The organism is Reichenbachiella sp., assembly GCF_039944555.1.
Classification (GTDB): Bacteria; Bacteroidota; Bacteroidia; order Cytophagales; family Cyclobacteriaceae; genus Reichenbachiella.
The window spans coordinates 376,378-389,092 of sequence record NZ_JBDUYN010000012.1 but is presented as its reverse complement, the minus strand read 5'-3'; the positions used below and the strand labels follow the sequence as shown (position 1 = coordinate 389,092).

Sequence of the window (12,715 nt, the reverse complement as noted above, 5' to 3'; positions counted from 1 at the left end):
GATAAGCTGTATTGATCGAAAAAATAATACCCACAGTCTTCTTAATAGAAAAATAATAAACATTCTTATTGTCTTATAAATTGGTCAATTTTGTAAAAAAAGAAATCCATGATGAAGGTTTATTTAGACAACTCAGCTACCACACCGGTAGATCCGGAAGTATTTGAGGCTATGGCTCCATATTTTATGGAAAATTTTGGCAACCCTTCATCTATTCATTCTCATGGGCGGCAAGCAAGGTCAACCATTGAAAAATGCAGAAAGAATATAGCTGACATGTTGAACACCTCACCTGCTGAAATATTTTTCACGTCTGGTGGTACTGAGGCCGACAATACAGCCATTTGTAGTTCTATTGAAAGTCTGGGTATTAAAACAGCTATCACCTCCAGGTTAGAGCATCATGCAGTTCTCCATACTTTAGAGTATTTGGCCAAAGAAAGAGGCATTGCATTAAAATATGTTGATATCGATCAATCTGGTCGGATTAACTTGGTCCACCTAACTTCATTATTGGAAGAGTCCCCTTCATTTGTAAGCCTGATGCATGCTAACAATGAGATTGGAAATCTGAATGACATTCGGACCATAAGCGAACTTGTAAAATCAAACAGTGGTTTTTTCCATTCGGATACAGTGCAGGCCGTTGGAAAATACAAGCATAATCTTGCTAACATGAAAGCTGATTTTATCGTTGGAGCTGCCCACAAAATTCACGGACCAAAAGGTGCGGGCTTTCTCTATGTCAATCATGAAACGAAAATACAGCCTTTCATTCATGGAGGAGCGCAAGAACGAAACATGCGTGGAGGCACAGAAAATGTAGCTGGCATTGTTGGATTAGCAAAGGCACTTGAAATTTCCTATCGGGATATGGAGGAAAATCGTCAACACATTTCCGGCTTGAAGAAACAAATGCTGGAAGGACTTATGTCCCAAATATCTGATGTTTCATTCAACGGTCTATCCGGTGACATGGAGGAAAGCCTGTATTCGGTAATAAATGTGAGTCTACCGGCCACGGATGAAAATGATATGCTCCTCTTTAATATGGACATTAAGGGAGTATCTGCATCTGGTGGGAGTGCATGTGCCAGTGGTTCTGATATTGGATCACACGTACTAACTGCATTAGGTGTAGATCCCGCACGCGGGGCTGTTCGTTTCTCCTTTTCGAAATATACCAAACCAGAAGAGGTTGACTATGCAGTAGATGCCTTGACTGAATTGATCAATTAGCTCTTAACTAAATCACAAACACAATCAACCCAGGCCGGATGAACGTTGAGGCTTTCAACCAGGTCCCAGCGTTCGCCTCCTAATTCAATAAATTCTTCTTTATACGTCTCACCAACTTCAAGTGTAGTCTCCAGGCAATCCGCAACAAAGGCTGGAGAGAAAGCTAGCACATTCTTTTTCCCTTCACTAGCCAAGCTTTTGAGCTTATCTTCTGCATAGGGTTGTATCCATGGATCCTTACCCAGGCGTGACTGAAATACGGTGGTCACTTTATCCATAGATAGGCCCATTTCTTTTACCAAAAGCCTGGTAGTCTCAAAGCACTGTGCTCTATAGCAAAAATGATTATTGCTGTCACATACATTGCAGCAGTCGCCTAATTCACAAACTTCTATTTTCGCTTTCCGTATTTGTCTTTCAGGCAAACCATGGTAGCTGAATAAATAATGATCGTAATCGTGTTGAGATATCCACTTTTTTGCGTTATCAGCAATAGCTTCCAACATTTTTGGGTGATTGAAAAAGGGGCCTTCAAAAGACATCTTCGGAATGACCTGCCTGTCTTTAACTACATCCATAACTTTATCGACCACTGAACCGCTGGTAGCTGACGCATATTGTGGGAAGAGAGATATCACCTTGATTTCTTCAACATTGCTATTTAGCAGCTTTTCAATGGCTTGCTGAATCGATGGGTTCTGATAACGCATGCCTAGTTCTACCAAGTATTCATCCCCCAGTTTTTTCTGAACTGCCTTGCTCAAATCCTCTCCATAAAATTTAAGTGGGGATCCTCTGTCCTCCCATAGTTTTTGATATTCCTTGGCAGACTTTGGAGCCCGAAAAGTAGTGATAATTAGATTTACCAAAAGCCAGCGAGACAGAAAAGGAATATCAATCACCCTCTTATCCATAAGAAATTCTCTCAAATACTTTCGGACATCTTTGACTGACGGACTATCTGGGGTACCCAGATTGACGAGTAAAATTCCTTTCTTTGTCATGTTCCTTTTTTGATTGGCACAAAGAAAGATGAGAACTGGCATATCGCCAAATAATAAAAAAGCTCCAGATGGAGAACACCTGGAGCCAGCAGCATTTTGAGAAAAATTAATTATTATGTACTGGCTAAAGTAGCGTCCACTCATTTACAGATATTGCCAATTGTATTAAACATCCTGCCAAAGCATGACATGATTACAAAAAATTATGTTTTAAGCAAATTTTGGATAAATATCAGAGCGGCCTCAAGTCAACAATTCAGTGAAATGAATGAACCAATGCGGGCTGGTTTACATTTCGGAGTTGCGCCCAACCAACCTGACCTCTTTAAAAATGACTAAGACATCATTCAGGGATAGCTTGCAGTCTTCGTATTGAGGATTCAAACTTTGAGCAATTATTAAACCTGAATTTACATCATGGGTTGTTATTCGTTTAATCATCACTCCTTCCTCTCGATGCACAATTATTAAATTGTTGTTTACATTTAATCCAGTGGACCACTGTTGTTTCTGCAATTCCCGAGTAAGAATAATATCTCCTGTTACGCGGCTTTCAAAGGTACCGTTGGACATGCCATCCCCGCTCACTTCAAAGCACAGATAGTTACCCTTTGGCAACTGATCCACAAGCACAGGATATATGGGAAGACTTTTTAAGTATTCTTCGCTATTATAGGCTGACAAATAATCTGAATGCGCAAATTTATGGACAAGTGGTATCTCTCCTACATTTTTAGCTAAGCTGTAAGCAGGAGGCGGCTCACTAGAATGCAACAACTCCAGATTATTAGACTCACTATACAATCTAGCTATTGGAATATCCAGAATATCGGATAATGTCTTCAGGGTATCCGCAGGGATTGAAGTTTTGCCAGAAAGATAGTTGTAGAATGTGGAGCGCGTGATATTAGCCATCTCTGCTAGATCGTCAAGTTTAATGTTTTTACTAATCGCAACTATCTTGACTAACTTCAAGTCCATAATTATATATATTAGTACAATAAATTGTACTTATTTTTTGATCGTGTAATATATTATACTTAGGTTTGTGACCCTGTCGTAAATATAATAACGTGACCGAACAAACCATGAGGTTCCTCGTCCGGCGACTCAAGAATTGCCCGAGCCTTTAAGGCTCTGCAGCAATCAGCACGAGTTAGATTCACTTTGTTTAACGAATTATTATCAACACACAATGAATAAAAACGATAAAGCGAGTATCATTGATAATCTAAACAAACTTATTGCATCCAATAGTTTACTCGCGGAGGCCAATCATAAAGCGCTGAGTATTGTAGAAAGAAGCCTTAAGGAAAAAGATGAATTGGTATCCACATGTCGGGAAATTTACGAAGCTTTGGGTTACAAGCAACAGAGGAGTTTGGCAGAGGAAAGTTTTTTTCAGGGCCTTAATAAAATACTCCGGAAGTAAATTCACATTTTATATTCTTTCAATCTCTAATTCAATCAGTCTCACAAGCTTTGCGGCTTGTTGTTTGATCTGTTCGACCTTTTGTTTGTTGCTTCTAAATCTACCTTTTGCCAAATAGACCAGAAATTCGAATGCTTGGTGAGTACTGGATTCTTTGTCTTCGATCCATTTTATATGAGTGTCATTATTCTTCTTTCTTACAGCCAGCCAATAGTCATTGAGTGTTGGCTGATCCATATGAAATCTGATTCGCTCATGTCCATTTTCTATGTAGCTCTCATTACGATCCAGATTAGTATAGTACTGAGTAATGCTAGAGCTCAGACCAATATTTGATAACGTATAGAGTTTACCGCTATTTTTCATTTCTTCGAAAGCCGCGGTGGATGGATTAAGCGAAAAAAAACGAATAAAGTCATACCTAATTATTGTACTTCTTTGTGGGTCAGAATCTGAGAGTTCAAGCCGAGAAATTATAGAATCGCATCTTGCAGTATTTTTATGATATTCCGCATGCAAAAAAGAAAGCCGTGCCGAATCTTTTTTTAAGTCGCTAAGCAATCCTAACAAAGAAGCTTTTGTTGCCTGCCGGTCACTTCTCTCTTTGTTCCAGTTGTTTATACTTACTGCTATAAGTATACCTATCACTACAAGGAATATCTCACCTAATGCGTAGAGTGCTATTCTTCTAAAATTGCTGTTGACGATGGCACTTTTTCTTATTTTTTTGAAAAAACTGATCATTTCCTGTTTTATATTCTTTGAGCCAATTTTGCAGATTAAATATAAAACCAATTGAACTCATATTTGAATATGGAAGCTTAAATCAGGATGATACCATAGAGCAGAGTAGTATTGAAATATCAATCGAGTACTTCAATTTTCATTCAAATCCAGCTTCTCAGCCCATCTCAAACCATTCGGTAGCTCCGGATAATTGAATTCCAAGTGAATTACCCTTCGGTTCTTATTGTTGGTGGTGCTTTATGACTTGATGCCATTTCCGAGATTTTCGTTGGAAAATACAATCCGATTATTAAGGAAATAATTTCAGGAAGGAAAGTATCTTGCGATCAGTTTAAAGTTACTCAGAAGCTTCTTTGGATTCCATTGCTGGGACTTCTGGCTTGGCAAATTTTTGGAGATATCTTGACGATGCTGTAATTAAATTATACATGTAATAAACAAATAATTTCTCAGAATGGTAGATGCAATTATGGTTCTGGTTTTGCTGGGTGTGTTGTTTTATTTCATCTTGAAAAAGAAAACAAATACGCCCAAAACACTTATCAAAACACCAAAAAAATGGAAGCATATCCTTCTGGAAAAGGTTAATTTCTACAAAAACTTAAATAGCATTCAAAAACTTCAATTTGAAACCGACGTTCAACATTTTTTGAATGAAATCATCGTCACTGGTGTCCAACTCAATGTGACCTTGGAAGACAGACTATTGGTAGCCAGCAGCGCAGTTATTCCCCTGTTTGGATTTCCAGCATGGAGTTATAGCCATTTGGATGAAGTAATTCTTTATCCTGACTCATTCGATCGAGACTTTAACATAGGTAGCCAATCGGAAATCATAACAGGCATGGTGGGTAGCGGAACTATGGAAGGAAAAATGATCCTTTCCCTACCCTCACTTCATCATGGCTTCGACATATCCAATGATAAAAAGAATGTAGGGATTCATGAATTTGTACACTTATTTGACAAGGAGTCTGGAGCAGTAGATGGAATCCCTCCTGGATATTCTGATAAACCATATACACTCCCATGGTTGGATTTTGTAAATCAGAAGACTAATGAGATCATTGCGAATAGGTCAGACATTAATGACTATGGGGCTACAAACAAACAAGAATTTTTTGCGGTAGCTAGTGAATATTTTTTTGAAAGGCCTCATTTATTGAAGAAGAGGCATCCTGAATTATATAAGAGATTATCTGAAGTCTTTAATCAAAATATGACTGAGGTAATCGATCAGTCCTCATTCAAAAAACAAAAAGATATTGGAAGAAATGACCCTTGTCCATGTGGAAGTGGAGAAAAATACAAGAAGTGCTGTATGGTCTAGTGGGTATTTACATTCGGGTGTTGGCACAAAACTTGTCTTTTCGTGGAAAACAAGCTTTCTATGTACAAGTCCTGCTTTAAAACCTTCCCCTTGTTATTTGTTTTACTCTCTTTTAATGAATACTCGCTCTTGGCTCAATCTTGTGACAACGATAGCGGTATCATTGATTTATTATTCAGCATAGTTGATGATATTAATTTAGAAGAAGAGGGTCAAGAGGGTCCTTCAGAGCCAATGATCAGAACTGAAGATACGGAATTTAAATATGGGGTTAGTTTTATGTTTCCGAAACGGGAGATTGATTTTCGATCCATAGGCCTTGATCTAGCCATATATCAGCGAATTTCAGGATCAGAGAATACCTATATAGGTGCCGGTTTCTCAGTACATAACTATGGCACCAATACATATGACACTTTACTCAATGACTATGACCGTATTGAAACAAACCATACGGTTTATGGTGCCAATTTCCTCGCAAAATATAAGGTGGCTGATTTTAAATTCATTCAGGCCTACATCGGGATGCACGCAGGATTGTTATTTTTTGCCACAAAAAGTCATGCGATTGATGATCTGGATCCTTGTGAGGGAGGTGAAGAGTCCAGAAAATTACACGGACACACAACGATCAGTGGAAACGTTGGGGCCACTCTTGGGCTTCAAATCCCACTCAAATCTTACTTTGACAAAATTTCTATTGACATTGGGTATCAGATACCCGGGCTCACTACCTATGTGCGCAACGACGATGTTGATATCAGCCCCCATCGCATTGATTACAATTACTCTATCGACAATCTTAATATGCTGACCTTTCAAATCGGATTGAGTCACTATTTTTAGAGATCATTAATCAGCAGGCCTGTAAATCGGCTCAACTATCTTTTTATAGCCGTCTACTCTTTGCATTAGTACAGGCTCGCTATTATCTGTATCCAGATGAATTTTTTCTCCGTTGTCTAACCGAATGAAAGCCTTGTATACCTTGTTCCTGACATCAAATTTTGCTCCTGTTCTTGTGGTTGCCAGCGCCTTCTCCGTGACCTGATTTATATAGAATTTTTCTATGTAGTTGAATGATTCTGGCTTTCCTATCTTGAACCCCAGTAGTAAAGTATAAACCGTATATGTTTTATACTTTACATTGATTTTTAATCCATAGCGCATGGATATAATAACTATACCAAACCCTAAAAGTGCAAAAAAAGCTATCACTCTGACCAAAGAGAATACTTCAGCTGTACCAAGTGTAAGAAAGGCTCCAAAAATGAGAAGGCCACCAAAAAATTTGAAGTTTTGGGGAAAGTATGATTCCTGTTTGATATCAAGTTCGTGCATAAGGTCAAAGAAGTTTTATGTTTATGAATTAAAATTTTCAGAAGCTCATTCTTTCTGATCGAGACCAATAGACGTTGTCAGCCAGCGTACCAATCAATTTTTTATACTTTAATCCAGATCTTATTTCGACCGAAGATTTTAACTCGTATGTCGAGTATTTGATTTCATAATATCCAAAAATTTTATGCTCAAAGCCAGTCTTAATTGTACTCGCCTCAATTTCGATCTCTTCACCCAGTTTGGCTACTATAGCCAAGAACTCTAAGAATTCAACCTCATCCATTTCAAGATATCTGACAATTGATGAGGGCACTTGACTGGCTACCACATTGTTCATAGCATACACCCAATTTTCCTCATGAATAATTGATGTTTCCCGTTTGAGTATTAGAATGTGCTCATCTATGGTATCATCGTTTGGCTTTCTGAAATTCTGACTACCTCCATCAAATCTAGAAAAATGAATATCCGCAGGATTCATGGCCTCATGCACCAATGGGTGTTTTATTCTTATGTCATAATCTTTTGACCAGGGATAATATCTTATAGAAATCATCTTATTTCTTCGGGCATCAATTGTTTCAAAAAGTTGAGTTAAATGAGACATTTCTGTCTGGTACAATTCGCTGAACCCTTTGGCTTCAAATTGAATTTTTAGATATTTTTCAAAGTGCTCCTGAATAAAAAAAGTCCAAATTAGTGAGATCGCTAATACGCTCAGAACAGTCCGTTTCAGAATTTTATAAAAGCGGGTTTGATAAAAGGGTTTATAGCTGTGCTTTTCGTATGACACTGAACCAAGCGGTCTGGTGGTAGTCGCGGAATTTGGGCCTACCAGCTTTTGCCCATACATTTCCTTAAGTTTAGTAAAGACTTTTTTTGGCTTACGAGTGTAAACCTCCTTTCTCATTCCAAAACCCATGTATCCCATAACTCCCACTTTTTAGTAAATAATAGTTTGAGTAAGGGTCTCAGTTAGGCATGTAAAACTTTCAACTCTACTTGTTAGAAGACCCTTTAGGAGTTAATACCTGAAGTTCATCATCCGTCAACCAATTTGTCCTTTTTATACTTTTCTTTTTTTTCAAGTTTGCCCTCTACGGTATAGTACTTCCAGGTACCTTCTTTGAGATCATTTTTGTATTTGCCCCTGACTTTTAGTTCTCCAGTGGGGTGATACTCAAAGTAATTACCATGTTTGAGCCCATCTTTAATTTCAAGCTCATATTTAGGAGTTCCCTCCTCATAGGTTTCAGATTGCTTTTTGGCTGCCAGATCTTCTATTTCAATTTCTTCTATTATGATTTGCTCTCCGGGATCTAATTGAAAGAGACTGTCATAGTTGATGTTCAGGGAAGGAAAAGGGATGGCATTGTCGAATATATTTGCCGCATCCACTCTCTCGATGGATAAAAGTAATTTGGTCTCAAACATTTTACCGGAAGGGGATATATTGAATCCAAATTGTGGAAAGTGAGAAATCATATTGCTTTTAGACTGCAGAAAGCTGACAGTCTCAGGGTCAATCAATCCATCTTTACTCTTGCCCAATAATTCCAGCTGTATGTATAATAAGGCGCTGTGATCACTACCCAGGATTTCTGTGAAGTTCTGATAAGCCGGGAGGCTCGCCAAGGTGGATTCATTTCGCCATTCGTCAATCATTCTTCTCAATACCTCAGGACTGTCGGAGAAAATGACAAATTCATTAATTATGGTATAATAGGGCCTGTCGAATTTTGTGAAGAGTTTTCCGAGTATGAGGTTGAACAATCCCTTGACGGCCATATAGTTGATTTCGTAATCGCGATAACTTACCGTTTTAAATCTGACTGGCGTTTTTCGTTTGATTTGATGGCTCAAAAATGACATCTTTTCTTTAGCGAGATTAGCACTTTTTGCTTTGATGATCAGTGCTGTTTCTGACTCTTTTTTTGATTCGAATTGGATCAGCGCAATTTCATCATCTACCCATCCGGCTAAATCTTCTTCCAACTCTATTCCTAGAAATTTCTCGGTCTTGGCCACATACGATTTATAGGCTTCTCCTGATTCCGGGTCTTTTGACAATTGATCGACTAGTGAAATATAGAACTGCTTGAACGAATCAAATCCAAAGCTCATGTAGACAGATGTATTAGCTGGAACCACTTGAGCAATATCAGTTCCCCCTTTTCCAGCAGCCGGAAACAGATTTAAGTAGGTGAAAAGACTATCACTGTAATTCGAATAACCTTCTAGCAGAAGGTATTCTTGATCCACATCCAAATAGAAACCACTATACTTGAATGGAAGGCTCTCACTTAGGTCTTTGATTTCTTCAGTACTTATAATAGAGCTGAGGTGGGAATAGAGCGACTTGTAATTTACATAGATACGAACCAAACCTTCACCCAGTACTTTTTTCTTTATATCAATAAAATCGAATGAACGGGTCAGAGTAGCTTGATTCTTAGATAAAATCGATGCCTCGACCAGGGTGTGCGTATATGACGCAATCAAGTAATTATCTTCAAATGAAAAGTATAGGGTTTCTTTTGAATCAACCTCTAATTTTTCGTAGATGATATTTTCACCAAAGGTTCGTTTGGTTACATGATCGAGGCTGGTCATCCATGTTTGGATAACTCCCAGTCCTTCTAAATCAAAAACAAAAAGTAAATCGGACTCTTTGGATCGATAGGGATGTCCAGAGATGTAAATAGTTCTGTTAGTGAGGATATCCAACGCTTGATCAAAATCTGAAAGTGTGTTTTCCAATTCGCTCATCATATGACCATATTCCTCCCATTCTTCATCGTTTTGCAGTAATGCCCAAATGCTGGTTTGGCTTATTTCAGACCAGAGCTTATAGGGTCGATCAGTTTCTACAATGTAGAGCGCATTTTCTGGAACAAGACCTAGAGGATGTATTCTTGGTCCAGCTACATCCGGATTGATAAGCTTATAAACCTGCCAGGCACCTAAGATCAGGAGGACAATGAACAATAACCAAACCAGTCTGGTTTTTGTTTTCTTTCTCGCCGATGGCTGATTTAGTTCGTCTGTAGATCGTTGGTTTTCAGATGAAGCTTGCGAGTGACTTTTTTCTGAACCTTCAGAGAGTTGCTCATTGTCTTGATTCATCTGTTATCGAAGATTAGAATTGAAAAAGTAACTCAATGTCGGATATCATCTCCATACCCAACATTGAGTATTTATGAGGTTGCATTGCCCTCAAATGTTCTATTTATCAAATGGAATCGGTTGCTTGTTCTTCGATTGAAACTTCTTCTTCTACTTCTTCCGCCTCAGTGGGCATTGTAAGTTCAGAAAGGTGAGATTCCAACTCAGCAATGAATCTGGAACCAGCTAAATCACCGTTGTTGATAATTTCGGTTAATGCTGTTGCTCGCTCGGTCTCATCTTCGATGGCTAATGCTTCCAGTGCAAATTTGGCTCCAGCAATATCCACCGCATCAAAGGAAATGTTGCCGGATTTTACCCATCCTTCGTCCATCCATTTTGCTCCGGATCTTCTTCCTTTTATTTTCATCCAGTCTCCCTGTGCTTCAATGCTCGCAATGATATCCATCATTTTGAATATTTTGTCAGATTTGGTCAATAGGTCGGGACGAGAGTACAGACTGATATCAGAAAGTACAACAGCTGGTTTAGCATCATTAACAATAAAACTTTTCAAAGCCCAGCCTTCCTTACCATCATTGAGTAGCACATTTGCGTACGTTTTCTCCTCGATTGTGGAGTCCTTGCTCAAATAGGACAGAGATTCGCCTACACTCAAAGAAGTTACGTATTTTCCTTTGGCACCTGCAGTTTCACGGACCGAGATTTTATCCCAAATACAAACTGCCGGAACCTGAACCGGCTCAGCAACTTCAGCAATTACTTCAGCTTGTGAAGTTTCATCTGTATTTTCTTTATTTGATGAGCACGCGGAAATCAAAATGAAAGTTCCTGCGATCAGGCTAGTTAAAATATTTTTAGTCATGGTTCAAGTAATATGATGGTGTACAAGCCCCAAATATATATAGACTCTCTTATTATGCAATTATTGATGAAAAGGAGTTGAGTGTTTCGGTGTTTGTGGTGAGAATTAGTGAAGCAGTAGCACTTTTCTAACTCGATAGGATTTAGCGCAAAAGACATGTATTAATCAATTAAGAATCACAGAAAATTCCACCTGATCTTTGTTACCCTCATTATCGATTACGGTAAGCTGATGACGACCGCAACGACAAGCTCATGGTCATAATTAGAGCCTGGTCGCATGCATCAATTTATAATAACCCCCTTTTCTTGATTTCCAGATACTTATTGATAGAGTTGACTGTTAAGTCCTGAGGAGAAGTTAGAATGGTGTCTATACCATGTTTGTTCAATTCTTTCACAATCAACTGCTTTTCAAGTTGAAATTTCGTTGCAATCGTTTTGGTATAAATGTCTTCCAAATCTTCTGATTGATGATTCACCAAGCTATCGAGTTCTACATTTTTGAACAATACAACTATCAATCGCTGATACCTTGCCATGGTTTTGAGATGCTCTATTTCTCTTTCCAAACTGACAAGTCCTTCGAAGTTGGTATAAAGAAAAATCAGCGCTCGTTTTTTTATTTTCTTACGTACCCAATAAGTCAGCTTCGAATAATCGGCCTCTGAAAAATCCGTTTCCTGATTATACAATGTTTCAAGCACAGTCGTAATTTGTGTTTTCTTCTTAGACGCGGGCACCATGGCGGCCACCTCTTTGTTAAAAGTGATTAATCCGGGATGGTCATCTTTTGCGAATGCAGTATTGAGCATCACCAGCGATGAGTTGATGGCATAATCCAGCAGGGTCAAACCTTCAAAAGGCATCTGCATGACTCTGCCTTTGTTGATGATTGTATATACATCCTGAGACTTTTCATCTTGATATTGATTGACCATCAATTGAGAACTCCTCGCAGTGGCTTTCCAATTGATGGATCGCACATCGTCGCCGGTAACAAATTCACGGATTTGGTCAAATTCATAATTATGCCCAATCTTTCTTATTTTTTTGATCCCTGCATCTTGTAAATGATCTGAAATAGCTAAGAATGAATACTTTTTTACTTGTATAATAGATGGGTAGACCTTGACCATTTCTCCAGCTTCGGACTGATATCGGCGTTGTATCATATGAGTAAGTGTGGATATATAGATATTAATATTTCCAAAGCTGTACTCACCCCGGTCTACCGGCCTGATAATATACTGAATGGTTTTTTCGGTGCCTGAGCCTAATAGTCCGGAGAAGGTTTTGTCCCGGCTCTGAAACTGAACAGGTAGTTCATCAATAAGCTCAAACCTGCAATCGTACGGCAGATCACTTTTTAATAAAATATAGATGTGATTCTCATCGCCATTAGACAATCGAGCCGGTGCATTCCTTGCAGAAATGATTCCATCATTGACTCTGTACAATTGCACTGATTCTGCGATCACAATTAATACATAAAGTGCCATCAAAACGCGAGCTATTCCAAGCACAAAGGGAGACATACTTCCTAGCACAAAGGCAAGTATCAAAATCCCCAGCGCCCAAAAGAAGTTTTTTGACAGATATATTGACCCTATGATCTTCACGAAAGGCATA

At 38.6% G+C, this 12,715-nt stretch carries 12 protein-coding genes; 4 read left to right on the top strand and 8 right to left on the bottom strand.

Features of this window, described 5'->3' with window-relative positions; translation table 11 throughout:
- Positions 1 to 111: 111 nt before the first annotated feature.
- On the top strand, positions 112 to 1,239 hold the full coding sequence (locus ABJD64_RS19255; protein ID WP_348180957.1) for a cysteine desulfurase family protein: 1,128 nt from the start codon (positions 112 to 114) through the stop codon (positions 1,237 to 1,239).
- Here ABJD64_RS19255 and hemH read toward each other — a convergent pair.
- Together hemH and ABJD64_RS19245 are read right to left on the bottom strand one after the other, a co-directional pair.
- A complete protein-coding gene (gene hemH, locus ABJD64_RS19250; protein WP_348180622.1) occupies positions 1,236 to 2,243 on the bottom strand; it encodes a ferrochelatase in 1,008 nt (335 codons plus the stop codon). The two genes, ABJD64_RS19255 and hemH, sit on opposite strands and share 4 nt — an antisense overlap.
- Positions 2,244 to 2,531: 288 nt before the next feature.
- Positions 2,532 to 3,224 carry a helix-turn-helix domain-containing protein gene (locus ABJD64_RS19245; RefSeq protein ID WP_348180623.1) on the bottom strand — a complete coding sequence of 231 codons (693 nt, stop codon included), beginning with the start codon at positions 3,222 to 3,224 and terminating at the stop codon, positions 2,532 to 2,534.
- 214 nt (positions 3,225 to 3,438) lie between these two features.
- Between ABJD64_RS19245 and ABJD64_RS19240 the strand changes: the two genes are divergently transcribed.
- Complete coding sequence (locus tag ABJD64_RS19240; RefSeq protein ID WP_348180624.1) at positions 3,439 to 3,675, top strand: hypothetical protein; 237 nt, start codon at positions 3,439 to 3,441, stop codon at positions 3,673 to 3,675.
- 9 nt (positions 3,676 to 3,684) lie between these two features.
- Here ABJD64_RS19240 and ABJD64_RS19235 read toward each other — a convergent pair whose 3' ends face one another.
- Positions 3,685 to 4,419, bottom strand: a complete 735-nt coding sequence (locus tag ABJD64_RS19235) for a DUF6090 family protein (RefSeq protein WP_348180625.1) — start codon at positions 4,417 to 4,419, stop codon at positions 3,685 to 3,687.
- Between the two features lie 457 nt (positions 4,420 to 4,876).
- Between ABJD64_RS19235 and ABJD64_RS19230 the strand changes: the two genes are divergently transcribed.
- The gene (locus tag ABJD64_RS19230; protein ID WP_348180626.1) at positions 4,877 to 5,752 is read left to right on the top strand and encodes a zinc-dependent peptidase; all 876 of its coding nucleotides are present in this window, start codon (positions 4,877 to 4,879) and stop codon (positions 5,750 to 5,752) included.
- Between the two features lie 60 nt (positions 5,753 to 5,812).
- On the top strand, positions 5,813 to 6,598 hold the full coding sequence (locus ABJD64_RS19225; protein WP_348180627.1) for a hypothetical protein: 786 nt from the start codon (positions 5,813 to 5,815) through the stop codon (positions 6,596 to 6,598).
- A 6-nt stretch (positions 6,599 to 6,604) separates the two neighbouring features.
- On the opposite strand, the gene ABJD64_RS19220 is transcribed toward ABJD64_RS19225, so the two are convergent.
- The 5 genes from ABJD64_RS19220 to ABJD64_RS19200 form a co-directional block, all read right to left on the bottom strand.
- Positions 6,605 to 7,093 carry a hypothetical protein gene (locus ABJD64_RS19220; protein ID WP_348180628.1) on the bottom strand — a complete coding sequence of 163 codons (489 nt, stop codon included), beginning with the start codon at positions 7,091 to 7,093 and terminating at the stop codon, positions 6,605 to 6,607.
- 37 nt (positions 7,094 to 7,130) lie between these two features.
- Positions 7,131 to 8,024 (bottom strand): hypothetical protein, encoded by an 894-nt coding sequence (locus ABJD64_RS19215; protein ID WP_348180629.1) that lies wholly within the window; start codon positions 8,022 to 8,024, stop codon positions 7,131 to 7,133.
- 110 nt (positions 8,025 to 8,134) lie between these two features.
- A complete protein-coding gene (locus ABJD64_RS19210) occupies positions 8,135 to 10,219 on the bottom strand; it encodes a DUF3352 domain-containing protein (protein ID WP_348180630.1) in 2,085 nt (694 codons plus the stop codon).
- Between the two features lie 106 nt (positions 10,220 to 10,325).
- On the bottom strand, positions 10,326 to 11,084 hold the full coding sequence (locus ABJD64_RS19205; RefSeq protein WP_348180631.1) for an SH3 domain-containing protein: 759 nt from the start codon (positions 11,082 to 11,084) through the stop codon (positions 10,326 to 10,328).
- A gap of 289 nt (positions 11,085 to 11,373) precedes the next feature.
- Positions 11,374 to 12,705: a DUF58 domain-containing protein gene (locus ABJD64_RS19200; RefSeq protein ID WP_348195906.1), complete on the bottom strand. Its 1,332-nt coding sequence runs from the start codon at positions 12,703 to 12,705 to the stop codon at positions 11,374 to 11,376.
- Positions 12,706 to 12,715: the final 10 nt, after the last annotated feature.